The sequence below is a fragment of the Paraconexibacter antarcticus genome (genome assembly GCF_024220175.1).
Lineage (GTDB): Bacteria > Actinomycetota > Thermoleophilia > Solirubrobacterales > Solirubrobacteraceae > Paraconexibacter > Paraconexibacter antarcticus.
Window position 1 is genome coordinate 4070725 of the sequence record NZ_CP098502.1, and the last position, 18443, is coordinate 4089167.

At 73.4% G+C, this 18443-nt stretch carries 17 protein-coding genes; 7 read left to right on the forward strand and 10 right to left on the reverse strand.

Going from position 1 to position 18443, the window contains the following annotated elements; translation table 11 throughout:
• Positions 1–5 precede the first annotated feature (5 nt).
• A complete protein-coding gene (locus NBH00_RS19905; protein ID WP_254570320.1) occupies positions 6–1196 on the forward strand; it encodes a LuxR C-terminal-related transcriptional regulator in 1191 nt (396 codons plus the stop codon).
• On the opposite strand, the gene NBH00_RS19910 is transcribed toward NBH00_RS19905, so the two are convergent.
• Both NBH00_RS19910 and NBH00_RS19915 read right to left on the reverse strand, forming a co-directional pair.
• Positions 1160–1843: an ATP-binding cassette domain-containing protein gene (locus tag NBH00_RS19910; RefSeq protein WP_254570321.1), complete on the reverse strand. Its 684-nt coding sequence runs from the start codon at positions 1841–1843 to the stop codon at positions 1160–1162. The genes NBH00_RS19905 and NBH00_RS19910 overlap by 37 nt on opposite strands.
• 328 nt (positions 1844–2171) lie before the next feature.
• Positions 2172–2657 carry a hypothetical protein gene (locus NBH00_RS19915; RefSeq protein WP_254570322.1) on the reverse strand — a complete coding sequence of 162 codons (486 nt, stop codon included), beginning with the start codon at positions 2655–2657 and terminating at the stop codon, positions 2172–2174.
• Positions 2658–2782: 125 nt separating this feature from the next.
• Here NBH00_RS19915 and NBH00_RS19920 point away from each other — a divergent pair, with 125 nt between their 5' ends.
• Together NBH00_RS19920 and NBH00_RS19925 are read left to right on the forward strand one after the other, a co-directional pair.
• Entirely contained in the window at positions 2783–3871 is a 1089-nt protein-coding gene (locus tag NBH00_RS19920; protein ID WP_254570323.1) for a LuxR C-terminal-related transcriptional regulator, read from the forward strand.
• On the forward strand, positions 3868–5028 hold the full coding sequence (locus NBH00_RS19925; protein WP_254570324.1) for a helix-turn-helix transcriptional regulator: 1161 nt from the start codon (positions 3868–3870) through the stop codon (positions 5026–5028). The genes NBH00_RS19920 and NBH00_RS19925 overlap by 4 nt, the downstream gene beginning before the upstream one ends.
• Positions 5029–5157: 129 nt before the next feature.
• On the opposite strand, the gene NBH00_RS19930 is transcribed toward NBH00_RS19925, so the two are convergent.
• The 6 genes from NBH00_RS19930 to NBH00_RS19955 all read right to left on the reverse strand — a co-directional run bounded on the left by NBH00_RS19930 (position 5158) and on the right by NBH00_RS19955 (position 12099).
• Positions 5158–6639 (reverse strand): aldehyde dehydrogenase, encoded by a 1482-nt coding sequence (locus NBH00_RS19930; protein ID WP_254570325.1) that lies wholly within the window; start codon positions 6637–6639, stop codon positions 5158–5160.
• 132 nt (positions 6640–6771) lie between these two features.
• Positions 6772–7695 carry an LLM class flavin-dependent oxidoreductase gene (locus NBH00_RS19935; protein ID WP_254570326.1) on the reverse strand — a complete coding sequence of 308 codons (924 nt, stop codon included), beginning with the start codon at positions 7693–7695 and terminating at the stop codon, positions 6772–6774.
• A gap of 91 nt (positions 7696–7786) precedes the next feature.
• A complete protein-coding gene (locus NBH00_RS19940; RefSeq protein WP_254570327.1) occupies positions 7787–8983 on the reverse strand; it encodes an acetyl-CoA hydrolase/transferase family protein in 1197 nt (398 codons plus the stop codon).
• A 6-nt stretch (positions 8984–8989) separates the two neighbouring features.
• Positions 8990–10183: a thiolase family protein gene (locus NBH00_RS19945; protein ID WP_254570328.1), complete on the reverse strand. Its 1194-nt coding sequence runs from the start codon at positions 10181–10183 to the stop codon at positions 8990–8992.
• Positions 10184–10924: an SDR family NAD(P)-dependent oxidoreductase gene (locus NBH00_RS19950; RefSeq protein WP_254570329.1), complete on the reverse strand. Its 741-nt coding sequence runs from the start codon at positions 10922–10924 to the stop codon at positions 10184–10186. It abuts the gene before it with no gap.
• 2 nt (positions 10925–10926) lie between these two features.
• On the reverse strand, positions 10927–12099 hold the full coding sequence (locus tag NBH00_RS19955; RefSeq protein WP_254570330.1) for an acyl-CoA dehydrogenase family protein: 1173 nt from the start codon (positions 12097–12099) through the stop codon (positions 10927–10929).
• Between the two features lie 186 nt (positions 12100–12285).
• Between NBH00_RS19955 and NBH00_RS19960 the strand changes: the two genes are divergently transcribed.
• The 3 genes from NBH00_RS19960 to NBH00_RS19970 all read left to right on the forward strand — a co-directional run bounded on the left by NBH00_RS19960 (position 12286) and on the right by NBH00_RS19970 (position 15382).
• Positions 12286–13113, forward strand: a complete 828-nt coding sequence (locus tag NBH00_RS19960) for an alpha/beta fold hydrolase (RefSeq protein WP_254570331.1) — start codon at positions 12286–12288, stop codon at positions 13111–13113.
• Between the two features lie 105 nt (positions 13114–13218).
• A complete protein-coding gene (locus NBH00_RS19965; protein ID WP_254570332.1) occupies positions 13219–14388 on the forward strand; it encodes an acyl-CoA dehydrogenase family protein in 1170 nt (389 codons plus the stop codon).
• Positions 14389–14398: 10 nt separating this feature from the next.
• The gene (locus tag NBH00_RS19970; protein ID WP_254570333.1) at positions 14399–15382 is read left to right on the forward strand and encodes a zinc-binding dehydrogenase; all 984 of its coding nucleotides are present in this window, start codon (positions 14399–14401) and stop codon (positions 15380–15382) included.
• Positions 15383–15533: 151 nt separating this feature from the next.
• On the opposite strand, the gene NBH00_RS19975 is transcribed toward NBH00_RS19970, so the two are convergent.
• Positions 15534–16337: an enoyl-CoA hydratase-related protein gene (locus tag NBH00_RS19975; protein ID WP_254570334.1), complete on the reverse strand. Its 804-nt coding sequence runs from the start codon at positions 16335–16337 to the stop codon at positions 15534–15536.
• 88 nt (positions 16338–16425) lie between these two features.
• Positions 16426–17184 carry an SDR family NAD(P)-dependent oxidoreductase gene (locus NBH00_RS19980; RefSeq protein WP_254570335.1) on the reverse strand — a complete coding sequence of 253 codons (759 nt, stop codon included), beginning with the start codon at positions 17182–17184 and terminating at the stop codon, positions 16426–16428.
• Positions 17185–17251: 67 nt separating this feature from the next.
• Between NBH00_RS19980 and NBH00_RS19985 the strand changes: the two genes are divergently transcribed.
• The gene (locus NBH00_RS19985) at positions 17252–18295 is read left to right on the forward strand and encodes an acyl-CoA dehydrogenase family protein (protein WP_254570336.1); all 1044 of its coding nucleotides are present in this window, start codon (positions 17252–17254) and stop codon (positions 18293–18295) included.
• Positions 18296–18443 lie beyond the last annotated feature (148 nt).

Below are 18443 nucleotides of genomic sequence, written 5' to 3' on the forward strand. Positions count from 1 at the left end.
ACGGGATGGCCCTGGCGACCGAGGACACACCCCACGCGGCGGTCGCCGCCCCGTCCTCGACGCAGACCCAGGCGATCGCCGCGCTGCGGCGGGCCGCGCCGGCCCTCGGCTGGGACGACTGGTCCGGCGAGCGCGCCTTCGCCGGGACCGCCGCCGCGCTCGACGCGCTCGACCTCGCCGCCGCCGTGCTGCGCCGCCGGGTGCGCGCGGCGGTCGGTCTCTCGCGCGCGGAGATGGGCGAGCTCGCCCGGGCCGCGGTCGACCTCGAGGAGGCCCGCCGCGCGCTCCGCGACGAGCTGCTCGACGAGCGTCACACGCTGCTTGCCGGCGTGCAGGAGGCCCTCGGCCGCCTGCGCGGCATCGACTCGGTCATGGCGCTGCTCGACCGCGCGACCATGGAGGTCTGCCGCAGCTGCGGGTTCGAGCGGGCCGTCCTGTTCCGCGTCGCCGACGAGCAGCTCTTCCCCGTGAGCGCCCACTTCGCCGGCGACGAGCGCGGTGCCGACGAGCTGCTCGAGGTGCTCGGCGCGCTGCCCTCCGACCTCGACCACCTGCGGCTCGAGGCCGAGCTCGTCCGCCGCCGGATGCCGCTGCTCGTCGACGACGCCCGTCACGACGATCGCGTGCACCCGGTCATCGCCGAGCACTTCGCGGCGACCTCCTACGTCGCCGCGCCGATCCTCCCGGAGGGCCGCGTCATCGGGATCCTCCACGCCGACCGGCGCGGGCAGGGCCGCGAGGTCGACGCCTTCGACCGCGACGCGCTCGCGGCGTTCGCCGAGGGGTTCGGCTACGCGCTGCAGGCCGCGACGCTCGCCGGCCGGCTCCGCGCGCAGCGCGACCATGTGCGGGGGATGCTCGGGTCGACCGAGCAGCTCATCGACGAGCTGCTCGACGCCGAGATCGAGGTGAGCCGCGTCGACCAGGAGGACCCCTCCCGGGCCGCCCACCACGCCGCGACGCTGCTCGACGCGGCGCCGTCGCGCCTCGAGCAGCTCCTCACCCCGCGGGAGATCGACGTCATGCGCCTGCTCGCCGCCGGCGAGACGAACTCCGGCGTGGCCGCCCGGCTCGTCATCACCGAAGGGACCGTGAAGTCGCACGTGAAGCACATCCTCCGCAAGCTCCGCGCGAGCAACCGCGCCGAGGCGGTCTCCCGCTACCTGCGCATCACCGCGCTCGACGGGGCCGAGTGACCGAGCTCAACGACCTCGTCCGCGACGAGCTCCGCGACCGCCGGGTCGCGCACGGTGACGAGCCACGTCCCGGAGCGTGCGCGGTGCTCCTCGCGCACGATCGCGCAGACGCGCCGCAGGGTGTCCGGCTCGAGCCCCTCGTCGAGGCCGTCGACGAGCACGAGCGGCGCCCGCAGGGCGAGCGCCCGCGCGAGCGCGAGGCAGCGGCGCTGACCGGGCTGCAGGGCGTCGGGGCGCGCGTCCGCCACCTGCGCGAGGCCGAAGCGGTCGAGCTCCTCGCGAGCGACGGCCGACAGGCGCCGGGCCGGGACCCGGCCGGCCGCGCGCATGCCGAACTCGACGTTCTCCCGCACCGTGAGCTTGGCGAAGAGCGCAGCGTCGGGACCGGAGAACACGACGCTCATCCGGCGCTGCACGCGCTTGCGGGCGCCGCCGCGCAGCCGCCCGATGTCCTTGCCGGCGACGAGGACCGCCCCGGTGTCCGGCCTGTCGAGGCCGGCGGCGAGACGGAAGAGCTGCGTCGCGGCGGGCGCGGGCCCGACGACCGCTGTGACCTGGCCGAGGCGCGCGCCGAGGTTCACGCCGTCGAGCAGCGGCCGGCCGTGATCCTGCTTCGACACGTCGATCAGCTCGAAGCCCCAGCTCATCGGGATCCTTTCGGGGACCCCTGGCCCGATCCTGCCGCATGAGGCGCGGCGCCGCCCTCGGCGGGAAGGCCTGGCTCACCGTCGCAGGTGCCGTGATCGTGCTCGCCGGCCTCTCGCTGCGCTGGTACTCCACGTCCGTCGCGGACGTCGCGGTCGCCGGCGGGACCTTCAGCGGCTGGCAGGCCCTCGACGTGCTCGACCTCTACCTGCTCGTCGTCTGCATCACGGCGGTGGCCGTCATGGCGAACCCGTTCGGCCGCGGCGGCATCCCCCCGCAGGCGCGCACCGCGGTGACGTTCGCGGCGACCGTCGGGCTGACGGCGACGATCTACCGGTCGCTGTCGGCGCCGGGCGACCTCGTCCCCGGCTTCGTGACCGACTCGTCGGTCGGCGTCGGGCCGTTCGTGACCGCGGCCGGGCTCGTGCTCGTGCTCGCCGGGACGCGCTTCTCCGCGTCGGGGCCGTCGGCGGGCGCCGCGGCCTGAGCCGCCTCCATCTCGCGGAGGTGCAGACCGAACTTCCGGCGCTGCTGCTCCCGCCGCGCGGCGAGCTCGGCGCGATGCTTCGGGCTTCCGTTCTGCCGCAGCGTCACGGCACTGGCGATGATCGGCCCGAACACGAGCGAGTAGGTCCCGATGACGAGCGCGTACATGAACCAGCCGGCACCGCCGAGCCGGCTGACGAGGCTGATGCCGCCGATCGCGCCCGCGAGGAAGAACACGGCGACGAAGATGAAGAGCACGCCGCTCGAGACGTTGTTGAGGATGTCCGCCATCCCCTGGCTCAGGCGTCCGCGCTGGTCCTCGTCGTCCATGCCTGAAGTAATAGCGCGCCGGCGGCGCCGGGGCGATACCCCCTACCGGGCGATCGGTCGCAATGCGGGCCGCCGGGGCGGCTCACAGGTAGCATCGGTGTCACCCTGGAGAGGGGTGTCGCACCTTGGCCATCTCCGTCCCCCCCACGTCACCGCCGTCCCCGTCCGAGCCGCCCGCGGACGCCGCCGCCGCGGCCACCGAGCGTGACCGGCTGAGCGCGGCGCTGCGCAGCGGGTCGTCCCGATCGGCGAGCGCGCTCGCGACCCGCATCCGGGCGCTCGACCACGCGACCGCGCGGCTCCGCGGGGATCACGCGGAGACCCCCGACGACGCGCGGATGCAGACGCTCGTGGCGATCAACGAGTCGATCGGGAGGCTGCAGGCGCTCGGGTCCACCGCGGCGGTCATCGAGGCCGCGCCGGAGGAGCTCTGCCGCAGCTGCGGGTTCAGCCGCGCGATGCTCTCGCGCGTGCACGGCTCCGTCTGGGTCCCGGAGGTCCTCTACACCGCGCCCGAGGCCCCCGACATGCCGGAGTTCCGGGACTACGTCGACGTCGTCGAGATCCCGCTCGAGCACATGCTGCTCGAGACCGACCTCGTCCGCCGGCGGATCCCGGTCTACGTCAAGGATCCGCAGAACGACAACCGGACGTTCCGGGAGATCATCCAGATCGCCGACGTGCGCTCCTACGCGGCGGCGCCGATCATGCCGACCCGCCGCGTCATCGGCTTCCTCCACGCCGACCGGCGCGGGCAGGACCGCCCCGTCGGGCCCGAGGACCGCGACTCGATGTGGGCGTTCGCCGAGCACTTCGGGCTGCTCTTCGAGCGGATGATCCTCGTCGAGCGCCTCGAGCGGCAGCGGCAGGAGATCAACGCGACGCTCATGCGCGCGGCGGACGCCGTCAACGCGCTGTGCGAGGAGGAGCTCGAGCTCGCCCGTCACGAGCACCCGGCCGAGGCGCGCGGCCACGCGCACCCGTCGTCCCGCCCGTCGGCGCTCTCGTCGTTGCTCTCCGCGCGCGAGCGCGAGGTGCTCGAGCTCGTCGCGTCGGGGGCGACGAACACCGTCGTCGCCGAACAGCTCGTCATCTCCCAGGGCACCGTGAAGTCCCACGTGAAGCGCATCCTCCGCAAGCTCCATGTCGCCAACCGCGCCGAGGCCGTCGCGCGCTACCTGCAGCTCCTGCGTCTCGAGGAAGGTCCCCGATGAGCCTCCGCCCCCGCGTCCGCAGTGACCGCCCGCGGCGGCTGACCGTCGAGGAGCGCCTGGCCGCCCTGCCCGTCCGCGCCGGGGAGCTCCTCGGCGACGCCTGGACCGCGGCGGCTCCGTGCGATGTCACGACGACGTCCGCGGGTGCGGTCGAGGCCCGCCGGGTCCTCGACGCGGTCCTCGCCCACCTCGACGCCGCGTCGCCGTCCCCCGAGCCCGCGGCCCTCGACGCGCTGGCCGCGCTCGCCGCCGACGCCCTCGAGGTCGAGGACGCGATCCGGCGCCAGGTCGACGCCCGCCGGCGCGCCCTCTCGGTCGCGGTCGACGAGGCCCTGAGCCGCCTGCGCCGCTTCCAGACCTCGGCCGAGCTCGTCGACGCCGCGTGCCGCGAGGCCGCGCGAGCGTGCGGCTTCGACCGCGTGCTCCTCAGCCGCATCGTCGGTGACACGTGGTACCCGTGGATGGTCGAGTTCGGTGACGACGAGCAGCACCGCCGGGTGCTCCTCGAGGGCCCGGCCGCTAAGGGCATCCCGCTCTCGCGCCTGCCGCAGGAGCGCGAGGTGCTCGCGAGCCGCCGGCCGATGACGATCCTGCGCGCGGAGGGCTGGCCGCTCCCGCTCGCGATGGAGAGCGGCAGCGACAGCTACGTGGTCGTCCCGCTGACCCCGGCCGGGCGCGTCGTCGGCTTCATGCACGCCGACCACGGTCTCGGCGGGCCGCGCGTCGACGACGAGGATCGCGACATCCTCTGGATGTTCGCCGAGGCCTTCGGGCGGATCTACGAGCGCGTCGTCCTGCTCGAGCGGATGGCCCGCCAGCGCGCGCACGTCCGCGAGTCCTTCGAGGTCGTCGAGACGTTCATGACCGGCCTCGCGAACAGCGAGATCGAGCTCGTGCGACACGACGAGCCGACGGCCGGGGGCAGCAGCGAACCCGACCGGCGCTCCGAGGCCGCCGAGGCGATCGACATCCTCCTCACCGACCGCGAGCGCGAGGTGATGGACATGATGCTGCAGGGCTTCACGAACCAGCGCATCGCCGAGCGCCTCGTCATCAAGGAGGGGACGGTGAAGTCCCACGTGAAGCACATCCTGCGGAAGGTCGGCGCGGCGAACCGGACCGAGGCGATCTCGAAGTACGCGGGGGCGACGCGGTAGCGGGCGGCGGCCGGGCCGCCGGTCGACGATCTGCCGGGCGCCGACGACATGGTCGGTCAGCGACCGGTTCGTCGGGCGCCCGGGGCCGCCACCGCCTCGCGGCGGCAGCCCCGGACAGCCGACCGGCGGCTACGGAGCGGCGGTCGCCGTCGGACCCGCCTCGAGGTAGATCGACTGCAGCGCGAAGTACGCCTCGAGGCCCTCGGGCCCGAGCTCGCGGCCGAGGCCGCTCTGCTTGACGCCGCCGAACGGGGCGGCGGGGTCGGGCATGTAGTGGTTCAGGCCGATCGAGCCGGTCTGCACGCGGCGGGCGAGCGCCTCGCCGCGCTCCTTGTCACCGGTCCAGATCGACCCGCCGAGCCCGAACTCCGAGTTGTTGGCGATCGCCAGCGCCTCGGCCTCGGTGTCGTACGGGATGACCGAGAGGACCGGCCCGAAGATCTCCTCCTGGGCGATCGTCGAGTTCTGGTCGACGTCGCCGAAGATCGTCGGCTGCACGAACCAGCCCTTCTCCTGCTCGGACTTCTCGCCGCCGGCGACGACGCGCGCGCCCTCGGACTTGCCCTTGGCGATGTACCCCTCGACGCGCTCCTGCTGGCGCTTGGACGCCATCGGGCCGATCTGGGTCTCCGGGTCCAGGGCGTCGCCGACGTTCAGCGCGCCGGCGAGGCCGCCGAAGACCGCGAGGACCTCGTCGTACCGCGCCCGGGGCGCGAGGACGCGCGTGCCGAGGTAACACGTCTGGCCGTTGTTCAGGAGCGTCGCGCCGAAGAGCTGCTCGACGGAGCCGGCCACGTCGGCGTCGTCGAGGATGATCGCGGCGGACTTGCCGCCGAGCTCGAGGGTGACGGGGCGCAGCAGCTCGCCGCAGCGCGCGGCGATCTTGCGGCCGGCCGGAGTGGAGCCGGTGAAGGCGACCTTGTCGACGCCGGGGTGCTCGACGAGGTAGGCGCCGACCTCGCGGCCACCGGGGACGATGTTGATGACGCCGGCGGGGATCCCGGCCTCGGTGACGGCCTCGGCGAGCTCGAGGCTGTCGAGGACCGTCTCGGGGCTCGGCTTCATGACGACGACGCAGCCCGCGGCCAGCAGCGGGGCGAGCTTGAAGGCGGCGAGCGCCTGCGGGAAGTTCCACGGCACGATCGCGCCGACGACGCCGACCGGCTTCTTCTGGACGAGGATCTTGCCGCCGAGCAGGCCGTCGCGGACCTCCTCGGTCGAGACCGAGCGCGCGAGCCCGGCGTAGTACCGGAGGAGCAGCTGCGGGAACGCGCCCTCGAGCTGCGTGGCGATCGCGATCGGCATGCCGTTCTGCATCGAGACGCGACGGGCGATCTCGGGCGCGCGCTTGTCGATCGCGTCGGCGAGGCGCTCCATCGCGTCGGCGCGCTGCTCCTTGCTCCAGGACGACCAGCCCTGCGAATCCTCCAGCGCGGCGCGGGCGGCCTTCACCGCGGCGTCGATGTCGCCGTTCGACCCGTCCGGGACGGAGCCGATCGGCTCCTCGGTGCTCGCGGAGAAGACCTCGATGCGGTCCGAGCCCGCCGGCGCGACCCACTCCCCTCCGATGAACAGCTCGTTGCTTTCGATCAAGGTCTCGGTGCTGCTCATGTGACGCTCTCCTGGTTCGTGGACTCGGCGCCGCGGACGCACGCCACGGCGGACCTTCCGAACCTATCCGCGCCCGCCCGCCGATAGCCAGGGCGTGTGACCCGTTGGGGCGGGGTCTTTCCACCCCAGGGGTCAGGCGAGCGCGGCGCGCACCGCGGCGAGGGGCTCGACCTGGGTCCGCGGGTCCGGATGGGCGGTCGCGAGGCTGAAGCCCTGGACGCCCGCGTCGCGGTAGGCCTGGATCTGCTCGGCGACCTGCGCGACGCTGCCGACGAGCGTCCACCGGCGGACCTTCTCGTAGGGCATCGCGTACTGCTGCTTGATGAGCGTCCCGGCCTGCTCGTGGCCGAGCTCCTCGTCGTCCGTGATGTTGAAGAAGCCGACGAGGCACGCCCCGGGCGCGGGCCGGCCGAAGCCGTCCGCCTGTTCGCGGAGGCTCGTGAGGTGCTCGGCGACCTGGGCGGGGTCCATCCACATCGGCATCCAGGCGTCGCCGATGCGGGCGGCGCGCGTCAGGGCGGCACCGGAGCGCCCGCCGACGATGACCGGCGGGACGGTCGCCGGGACCGGCGCGAGGCCGGGGCACTCGACGGTCTGCAGGCCGGCGTGGCTCACGGCCTCGCCGAGGAGCAGCGGTCGCAGGAGCTCGAGCGTCTCGTCGAGCCGCCGCCCGCGTGTCTTCTTGTCGACGCCCGCGGCGACGAACTCGGCCTCGATCTCGCCGCCGAGGCCGACGCCGAGCAGGAGCCGGTCGGGGGCGAGCACCGCGAGCGACGAGAGCTGCTTCGCGAGCTGGGTGACGTCGCGCAGGACGGCGTTGAGGATCGCGAAGCCGAGCCCCACGCGCTGCGTCGCGCCCGCCACGGCGGCGAGCGTCGTCACCGACTCGAGGATCGGCCGGTGGAAGATGAGGTGGTCCGGGACCCAGACGTGATCGAGGCCCGCGTCCTCGGCGAGCCGCGCGACCTCGAGGACGGGGGTCCCCGTGCCGAACGCGTCGACGCAGGGCAGCGCGAGGCCGATGCCCTCCCAGGGTGGGGCGGTTACGTCGGACATGCGGGGACCTCCGGGTGGGTGGCAGAGGGGGCGTATGGCGGCGGGACCCACCGCGGCGGTGGAGTTCGCTGCCGTGGTGGGCTGGGGGCGGTCATCCGAGACGTCCTCCGGCGAGCTCGCGCATCGCGGCGCGGCGCCCGGCGTCGGTGAGGCCGCGGAGCGAGCGCGCGCCGTGCTCGGTGACGACCCAGTCCACGTCGCTGCGCGCGACGCTCACCGGGCCGTCGAGGCGCTCGACGATGCGGTCCGCGCGCAGGGTGACGATGGCGGAGCCGCCGCTCGCGACGGCGGCGCGGAGGAAGTCCCCCTGGCCGCCGATGCAGCCGAGGCGGCGCCCGGAGATGCCCTCGCTGCCGGCGTTCCCGTCGAGGTCGACCTGGAGGGCGCTGTTGATCGTCGCCAGGCGCCCGGCCGCGGCGAGGCCCGCGAGGCCGTGCGTCCGGCTCGTCGGGCGGAAGTCGATGTCGGTGCGGCCGTCGAGGGCGTCGAGCATCGCCGTCGTCCCGAGCGCGGAGCCCGTGACCGTCACGCCGCGGTCGGCGCCCGCCTTGCGCGCGTTCGTGACGACGCCCGCGTCGATGAGGGCGAGGACGCCGTCGCTCACCATCCCGGAGTGGACGCCGAGGTCGCGGTGGCCGGCGAGCGCGCCGAGGATCGCCTCGGGCAGCGCGCCGACGCCGAGCTGGATCGTGTCCCCGTCCTGGACGAGGGCGGCGACGTGGGCGGCGATCTGCTGCTCGACGGGGCCGGGCGTCACGCCGGCGGACGCGGCGAGCTCGCGGCGCGTCGGCAGGACGGCGTGCAGGTCGTCGTAGGCGACCGTCGTCCCGGCCGTCCGCGGGCAGCGCTCGTTGACCTCGGCGACGATGACCCGCGCGTGGGCGAGCGCGTCGGCCGGGTAGTCGGCGCTCGGCCCGAGGCTGCAGCGTCCGTCCGCGCCGGGCGGGGAGACCTGCAGGAGGACGACGTCGCACGCGATGCGGCCACTCGCGAGCAGCGCCGGGAGCGCCGAGTAGTTGCACGGGACGATCTCGAGGCCCAGCGCCTTCGCGGTCCCTCCGAGCGCGCCGTAGGAGACGACGCGCGCCCCCTCCGCCGCGAGCCGCGGGAAGACGTCCGTGTAGCTCATGCCCGCGAAGAGCGACAGGCCGAGCGCCTGCGCGTGCGCGCCGGCCGCCTCGACGAGCGCGGTCGGCTCCGCCCCCGCCTGCGCGACGACGATCCCGTCTCCGGCGCGCAGCCACGGGGACAGGTCGGGCGCCACGGGGTCGAGGAGGACCGGGGGCATGGCGGGCTACAGCCGCTGGAGGATCGAGCCGGTGCCCTGACCGCCGCCGCAGCACATCGTGACGAGGCCCAGCTCGCCGCCGGTGCGCTCGAGCTCGTTGAGGATCGTGCCGAACATCCGCGCGCCGGTGATGCCGACGGGGTGACCGATCGCCATCGCGCCGCCGTTGACGTTCACCCGGTCCATGTCCGGGCCGAGCTCCCGGGCCCACGCGAGGACGACCGACGCGAACGCCTCGTTGCACTCGAAGAGGTCGATGTCGCCGATCTGCAGCCCGGTCCGGGCGAGGAGCTTCTGGGTCGCCGGGATGGGCCCGGTGAGCATGAGGACGGGGTCCACGCCGACGGTGACGTGGTCGACGATGCGGGCACGGATCCGGAGGCCGAGGCGCTCGGCGGTCGCCCGCGACGCGAGCAGCACCGCGGCGGCGCCGTCGGAGATCTGCGAGGAGGTGCCCGCGGTGACGCGGCCGTTCTCGCGGAACGGCGTCTTGAGGCCCGCGAGGGTCTCGAGCGACGTGCCGGGGCGCATGCCCTGGTCGGTGTCGACGACGCCGTGCGGCGTCGTGATCGGGACGATCTCGTTCTTGAACCGCCCCTCCTCGGTCGCGCGGATCGCGCGCTCGTGGGAGGTCACCGCGAGCTGGTCCATCTCCGTCCGCGAGATGTCCCACCTCAGCGCGATCTCCTCGGCGCTCCACCCCTGGCCCTTGACGTCGTAGCGATCGGTGAGCTTCGCGGTCCAGGCGTTCCCGTAGAGCCGCTCCGTCTCCGCGACCGACGGCATCGGGACGTGCTGCATGTGCTCGACGCCGCTCGCGATGACGAGCTCGTGGGTGCCGGACGCGATCATCGCCGTGCCGTAGGCGACGGCCGACTGCGCCGACCCGCAGCGGCGATCGATCTGGATGCCGGGGACCGACGGCGGGTAGCCCGCCTGCAGCCACGCGCTCCGCGCGATGTTGCGCGACTGCTCGCCGAACGGCGCGGTGCACCCGGTGATGACGTCGTCGACCTCGGACGGGTCCAGGCCGCTGCGCTCGACGAGCGCGACGAGGCAGGCCTCGAGGAGGTCGGCCGCGTGCGTGTCGCGGAAGGCGCCCTTCTCGGGGTGGGAGCGGCCGATCGCGGTGCGGACCGCGTCGACGACGACGACCTCGCGGGAGGCGTCGAGCAGTGGGGAGTGGAGCTCGCGGGGCATCTAGATCACCGTCCCGCCGTCGACGGCGAGGACCTGCCCCGTCATGTACGCCGCGTCGTCGGAGGCGAGGAACGCGAACGTCCCGGCGACCTCGCTCGGCTCGGCGAAGCGCCCGAGCGGGATGCGCGCGAGCGTGAGCTTCGCGAGCTTCTCGTCCGTGCGGACCTTCTCGGTCATCGCGGTCGCGGCCAGGGGCGCCACGGCGTTCGCGGTGATCGACCGGCGCGCGAGCTCCTTCGCGCAGGACTTCGTGAAGCCGATGATGCCCGCCTTCGCCGCGGCGTAGTTCGCCTGGCCGATCGTCCCGCTCTGGCCGGCGGCGCTCGTCGTCGTGATGATGCGGCCGGTGCCGTCGTCGGGCAGGTGCGCGAGGGCGCTGCGCACCGTGCGGTACGTCCCGCCGAGGTGGACGTCGACGACCGACGCGAACGTCTCCTCGTCGAGGTTCTTGAGCATCGCCGGGCGCGAGTTGCCCGCGATGCAGACGACGATGTGGATCGTGCCCTCGCCCAGGGCGGCGGCGGCCTCCACGGCCGCGGTGACGTCGTCCGGGGACGCGACGTCGCAGGCGACGCCGACGGCCCCGTTCGGCAGGGTCGCCGCGACCTGCGCGGCGGCGTCGCCGTCCCGGTCGGCGAGCACGACGCGCGCGCCCTCCTCGGCGAGGCGGCGGGCGACGGCCTCGCCGACCCCGGCCCCCGCTCCGGTCACGAGGGCGATCCGCCCGGTCAGCCCGCGCATGGCTAGTAGCTCCTCGGGAGGCCGAGCACGTGCTCGGCCATGTAGTTCAGGACCATCTCCTGCGGGAGGGGCGCGAGCTTGAGCAGGCGCGCCTCCTTGTAGTAGCGCTCCACGTGGTACTCGCGGGCGTAGCCGAAGCCGCCGTGCGTCTGGATCGCGCGGTCGCACGCCTCGGTCGCGGCCTCGCTGCAGAGGAACTTCGCCGCGTTCGCCTCCTGGCCGGCGTTAACGCCCTGGTCGTACTTCCACGAGGCCTTGCGGAGGATGAGCTCCGCCGCGTCCAGGCGCATGCGGCTGTCGGCCAGCGGGAAGGCGATGCCCTGGTTCTTGCCGATCGGACGACCGAAGACGACCCGCTCGTTGGCGTAGGCGACGGCCTTCTTCAGCGCGACGCGGCCCAGCCCCAGGGCCTCGGCGGCGATGAGGATGCGCTCGGGGTTCAGGCCGTCGAGGAGGTACTTGAAGCCCTGGCCCTCGTCGCCGACGCGGTCCTCGGCGGGGATCTTCAGGTCGTCGATGTAGAGCTCGTTGGAGTCGACCGCCTCACGGCCCATCTTCGGGATCGGCCGGATCTCGATGTTCGGCGACTTCACGTCCGTGAGGAAGAGCGTCATGCCGTCCGTCTTCTTCGCGCAGTCCTCGACCTTCGTCGTGCGCGTCAGGAGCAGGACCTTGTCGGAGTGCAGCGCCTTGGAGATCCACACCTTGCGCCCGTTGACCGTGTACTGCGTGCCGTCCTCGGAGAGCCTCGCGAACGTCTTCGTGGCGGTCGTGTCGAGGCCGGCGTCGGGCTCGGTGATGCCGAAGCAGACGTGCATCTCACCGGAGACGATCTTCGGCAGCAGGCGCGCCTTCATCTCGGGGGACCCGTGCTTGATGACCGGGTGCATGCCGAAGATCATCCCGTGGAGGGAGCTCGCGGCGTTCATGCCGCCGCCGCTCGCGGAGATCTCCTCGAGCATGATCGAGGCCTCGGTGATGCCGAGGCCGGTGCCGCCGTGCTCCTCCGGGACGCAGATGCCGAGCCATCCGTCGCGGGCGAACGCGTCGTAGAACTCCGTGGGGAACTCGTGGTTCGTGTCCTTGTGCAGCCAGTATTCGTCGTCGAACTGCGACGCGAGCGCGGCGACCGCACCCCGAATCGACTGCTGGTCCTCTGTCAGCTCGAAATCCATGACCACGTCTCCTGTGTCGGAACAAGCCCCCGGAACGGCCACGGGGGGTAACGATCGTTATACACGACCCGGCGGACCCGGATGGCGCCGCGACGCCCGGATGGGCCCCGGGTGCCCCCGTTGGAGGGGGCAGGTTCGTCCGAAGGTGGATCGCCCCCGCGTCGGCGCTCCTGGATGGTTGGTGCGATGAACGGCGCCCCGAGCCCGCATCACCGTTCCGGCGAGGGCGAGCCGCTCGTCTGCCTGCACGGATTCACCGGGACCTGGCACGTCTGGGACCCGGTCCTTCCCGCCCTCACGGCCGCCCACGACGTCTACGCGCCGACGCTGCCCGACCACCACGGCGGGCCGCCGATCGGCCGCGCGAACACGACGGTCGCCGAGCTCACCGACGGCGTCGAGCGGATGCTCGACGCGCAGGGCATCGAGGCGGCGCACCTCGTCGGCAACTCGCTCGGCGGCTGGCTCGCGCTCGAGCTCGGCAGGCGCGGCCGCGCCCTGTCCGTCGTCGCCCTCTCCCCCGCCGGCGCCTGGACCGAGGAGGAGGACCTGCACCGGGTCGTCCACCTCATCCGCGAGGCGACCAGGCAGGGCATCCGGCTCGGCCCGTACATCGGCTGGACGCTGAACTCCGGAGCGCTGCGCAAGGCGTTCCTGCGGCCGATGATGGAGCACGGCGAGCGGATGCCGGCCGCCACGATCCGGCAGATGATGGCCGACCCCAAGGGGTGCATCGGCTTCGACGAGATCCTCCAGAGCATCCACGAGGGCGGCTTTCAGGGCCTCGACGAGCCGCTCGACTGCCGCGTCCGGATCGCGTGGGGCGACTGCGACCGCACGATCCCCTTCGACCGCTACGGCGAGCCGTACCGCACGCTCGTGCCGGGGGCCGAGTTCATCGTCATGGAGGGCGTCGGCCACGTGCCGATGTTTGACGATCCGGCGCTCGTCGCCCGCACGATCCTCCGGGTCACTGCGGGGCTCGAGCTCGCCCCGCTGCTCGACGTCGCCTGAGCCGCCGCCGGCCCGGCGGGCTGGTGCGGGACGTCGGTGTCCGCTAGGGTAACGATCGTTATACGCCCCGGTCCGCGGGGCGTCTGGACGCCGGAGGAACGGGTCATGGATTTTCGCGACAGTGCCGAGGACGCGCAGTACCGCGAGCAGGTGAGGGCCTGGCTGACCCAGGCCGTGGCCGAGCTCGGGCCCGAGCCCGCGACGATCTCCGAGCGCCTGCCGTACTGGCAGCCGTGGCAGAAGCGGCTGCACGAGGCGGGCTACGCGGGCCTCGCGTGGCCGAAGGCGTACGGCGGACAGGATGCCTCGCTCATGCAGCAGGTCATCTTCGCCCAAGAGTACGACCGCGCCGGCGCGCCCGACCGCCTCAACGTCCTCGGCGAGGGCCTCGCCGGCCCGACGATCATCGACTTCGGCACCGAGGCGCAGAAGGAGCGCTTCCTCCCCGCGATCCTCAAGGGCGAGGAGGTCTGGTGCCAGCTCTTCTCCGAGCCGGCCGCCGGGTCCGATCTCGCGGCCCTCGAGGCGCGTGCCGAGCGCGACGACGAGAGCGGCGGCTGGCGCATCACCGGCCAGAAGGTCTGGACGAGCCGCGCGCAGGTCTCGAGCTACGGCATCCTCCTCGCCCGCACCGGAGGCGGCCCGCGCCACGCCGGCATCACGTACTTCCTGCTGCCGATGGACCAGGAGGGCGTGACGGTCCGGCCGCTGCGCCACATCCTCGGCGAGGCCGAGTTCAACGAGGTCTTCCTCGACGACGTCTTCATCCCCGACGAGCTCGTCGTCGGCCCGGTCGACGGCGGCTGGAAGATCGCGATGGCGACCCTCGGCTACGAGCGCGTCGTCCTCGCGACCGGGCGCGTGAACATGCAGCGGCTGCTCGACGACCTCATCGCCGAGGTGCGCGAGTCCGGGACCGGCGCCGACCCGCAGGTCCGTCGCACGATCGCCGACCTCTACGCCCGCACGAGCGTCTACCGACTCAACGGCCTGCGCGCCGTCAGCGACATGGCGGCCGGCACCCCCGGCCCGACGTCGTCGCTCGGCAAGCTCATGTCCGCGCCGCTGCTGGAGGACATGGCCGACTTCGCGGTGTCCCGCCACGGCCTCGCCGGGCAGCTCGAGCCGGATGACGACGACCCCGCCCACCCCTCGCCGTGCCCGCGCTGGCTGCGCCTCTCCTACCAGGCCCGCGGCACCTCGATCGCGGGCGGGACGACGTTCATCCAGCGCAACATCGTCGCCGAGCGCGTCCTGGGGCTCCCGCGTAAGTAGGCTCGCCGTCATGCGGGCAGTGGTGCTTGAGCGGTTCGGCGGACCGGAGGTCCTGGCGACCCGCGAGGTCCCCGACCCCGAGCCCCGGGAGGGCTGGGTCACCGTCGACGTCAAGGCGTGCGCGCTGAACTGGCACGACTGCCTCGTCCGGCAGGGTCGCTACCCCGGCGTCCCCCTCCCCCACGTCATCGGCTCCGACGGCGCGGGCGTGCGCAGCGACACCGGCGAGCGCGTCGTCATCCTGCCGTCGCTCTTCTGGGGCGACGACGAGCGGGCACCGGGCCCCGAGTGGGAGATCCTCGGCGACCGGACCCCCGGCACGTACGCCGAGCGCGTCAGCGTGCCGGCGGCGAACGTCCTGCCGCTCCCCGCGGGGTGGTCGTTCACCGACGCGGCCGCGCTCCCCCTCGCCGGGCTGACGGCCTTCCGTGCGCTGTTCGTGCGCGGCGAGCTGCGGGCCGGCGAGACCGTCCTCGTGCTCGGCGCGGGCGGCGGCGTCGCGTCGATGGCGATCGCGCTCGCGCACGCGGCCGGGGCCCGGGTCCTCGTGACGACGTCGAGCGAGGACAAGCTCGAGCTCGCCCAGGCGCTCGGCGCGGAGGACGGCGCGCTCTACACGTCGGACGCGTGGCCCGAGCGGATCCGGGCGCTGTCCGGCGGTCGCGGCGCCGACCTCGTCATCGACTCCGCCGGCGCCTGGGAGCAGGCGCTCGCGGCCACCGCCGCCGGCGGCCGCCTCGTGACCTTCGGCGCGACGCAGACCGCCACGACCGAGGTCGACGTGCGTCGCTTCTACTTCGCCCAGCAGACGATCCTCGGGACGACCATGGGCAGCCCGCGCGACTTCGCGGGGCTCCTCGGCCTCGTCGCCCGCCTGCCCGCCTGGCGGCCGCTCGTCGACCGCATCCTCCCCCTCGAGGAGGTCGCCGAGGCCCACGCGCTCATGGAGTCGCGCGGGCACAGCGGCAAGGTCGTGCTGCACATCGCCTCCTGACCCAGCAGTGCGGTGAGCCCGTCCATTTCCCCCGATCCCACTCGGGGGAAATGGACGGCGCTCGCAGCACCGCCGGGACGACGTCCGCTTCCCCCGATCCCGCTCGGGGGAAATGGACGGCGTCCCCTCCGGCGGGCGGGCGGCGGGCGGCTCAGGCCCCGCGGAAGGGCGCGAAGTCGGGCTTGCGCTTCTCGTTGAAGGCCTTCAGGCCCTCCTGGGCCTCGTCGGTCTTCGTGAAGAGCGCGAGGTGCGAGAACGCCATCTGGCCCATCGCGGCAAAGTGCTCGGTGTCCTGGTTCAGCGACTGCTTGAGGACCTTCATCGCGGTCGGCGAGTGGCCGAGCATCTGGTCGGCCCAGGCCCGGACCTCGGTCATGAGCTCGGCCTGCGGGACGACCTTGTTGACGAGGCCCATGTCGAGCGCCTCCTCGGCGGTGTACTGCTTGAGCATGAACCAGATCTCGCGGGCCTTCTTCTCGCCGACGACCCGGGCGAGGTAGGCCGAGCCGAACCCGGCATCGAACGAGCCGACCTTCGGGCCGACCTGGCCGAACTTCGCGTTGTCGGCGGCGATGCTCAGGTCGCAGAGGACGTGGAGGACGTGGCCACCGCCGATGGCGAAGCCGTTCACGGCCGCGATCGTCGGCTTCGGGCAGTCGCGGATCACGCGGTGCAGCGAGTCGATCTCGAAGAGGCCGGTCTCGGACGGGCCGTAGTCGCCGGTCTCCGCGCGCTGCTTCTGGTCGCCGCCGGTGGAGAAGGCGCGATCGCCCGCACCGGTGAGGCAGACGACGCCGACGCCGGCGCTCGCCCACGCGTTCTTGAAGGCCGCGATCATCTCGTCGACCGTCCGGGCCCGGAACGAGTTGAAGCGCTCGGGGCGGTTGATCGTGATCGTCGCGAGGCCGTTGTCGACCTCGTACGTGATGTCGGTGAGGTTGTCGAGGATGCTCACAGCACTACCTTTCGATTCTGGGAAGGCGTCGACGGAGGGCAGGCCCTCCGGGCGCTCGTCGCGCTCATGACGGGACAGGTCTGGTGGATCAGGCCATCGTCAGGCCACCGCTCACGGAGAGCGTCTGGCCGGTGATGAATCCCGCTTCGTCGCGGGCGAAGAACGCGACGGCGGCCGCGACCTCCTCGGGCTTGCCGAGGCGCTTCATGGCGACGCCGGAGGTCATCGCGGCGATGACCTTGTCGGCGTCGGGGGCCGCGTCGACGACCGCGCGCAGCATCGGCGTGTCCGTCGGGCCGGGGCAGACGACGTTCGCGGTGACGCCCTTCCGGGCCGCCTCGCGGGCGACGGTCTTCGTGAACGCGATGACGCCGCCCTTGGCGCCCGCGTAGACCGCCTCCATCGACGAGCCGACACGGCCGGCGTCGGAGCCGATGTTGACGATCCGGCCGAAGCCCTTGTCGATCATGTTCGGGAGGACGGCACGGCTCGTGCGCAGGACGCCCTTGTAGTTGATCTCGATGACCTTGTCCCAGAGGGCCTCGTCGCTCTTCACGAACGGCATGAGGTCGTCCCAGCCGGCGCAGTTGACGAGGATCTCGACCTGGCCGAGCTGCCCGACGGTCTGGGCGATGCCCGCCGCGACGCTCTCGCTGTCGGCCACGTCCATCTCGACCGCGATGGCGCCGCCGCCGATCTGGCCGGCCGCGGCCTCGGCCGCGTCGATCGACAGATCGGCGATCGCGACCTCGTTGCCGTCGGCGGCGAGGCGCTGCGCGATCGCGAGGCCGATGCCGCTCGCGCCGCCGGTGACGAGGGCGATGCGGGGTTCTCCGTTCGTGCTCATGGCGCCGACGGTAACAGATCCGAAACGATCGTTACCACACGGATGAAACGATCGTTATGCTCTGCGCATGGATCTGTCCTACACCGACGAGCAGCAGTTCCTCCGCGAGGCCGTCCGGGGCACGCTGGAGCGCGAGGCGACGTTCGCGAAGGTGCGCGGCTGGGTGCTCGAGGAGGGCGTCGACCACCGCCCCGCGCTCGACCTCGCGGCCGGCGCCGGCTGGACCGGCATCGGCGTCCCGGAGGAGCGCGGCGGCCAGGGCGGTGGCCTCGTCGAGCTCACGATCCTCGCGGAGGAGCTCGGCCGCGCCGCCGTCCCGGCCGACCCCCTCTACGCGACGCTCCTCGGCTCCGTCCTCCTCGGCGCCGCCGACGGCGCGGCGACCGCCGAGCTCGTCGGGCAGGCCGCCGAGGGCGAGGTCGTCCTCGCGCTCGCCCAGCCCGGCGGCGCCCCGCTCGACACGCCCGCGCCAGACGGGGTCCGCCCGCTCGTGCTCGGCGCACCGCACGCCCAGCGCTTCGTCAGCGCCGACGGCGGCCGGGTCGCGATCCACGACGCCGAGGCGGCCACCGTCGTCCCGCGCCTCATGGTCGACCGCACCCGCTCGGTCGGCGACGTGACGCTCGGCGGCTCGTCCACCGACGTAGGCGGCGTGACGCCCGGCACGCTCACCGACCTCGCCGCCTGGGGCGCGGTCCTCGTCGCCGCCGACGCGCTGGGCGCCTGCCAGCGGATGCTCGACCTCACCGTCGAGTACGTCGGGCAGCGGGTGCAGTTCGGCGTGGCCGTGGGGTCCTTCCAGGCCGTCAAGCACGCGGCCTCGGAGATGGTCGTCGCGATCGAGGGCACGCGCGCCGCCGTCCAGTACGCCGCGTGGGCCGTCGGCGAGCGCGAGCCCGGGGCCCTCACCGAGGCGTGGGTCGCCAAGTCTCGCGCGGCACGCGCCGCCGTCCTCGTCGCCGACAAGGCGCTCTTCCTGCACGGCGCCGTCGGCTACACGTGGGAGCACGACCTGCAGCTGCTGTTCAAGCGGGCGAAGTCGGACGCGGCCCTCCTCGGCGGCGCCGCCGCCTACGAGGACCGCATCGCCGACGCGCTGGCGCTCGTCTAGCGCCACCGCCGCCCGCGTCCGCCCCCGCGGGCGCCGCGCAATCACGGCGCCGCGCAATCACAGCGGCGCGCAATCACGGCGGCGTGCGGCCTCGTGGGTCATATCCCCCCACGAGGCCGCACGCCGCCCTGGGGGGCGGCGGGGTCCG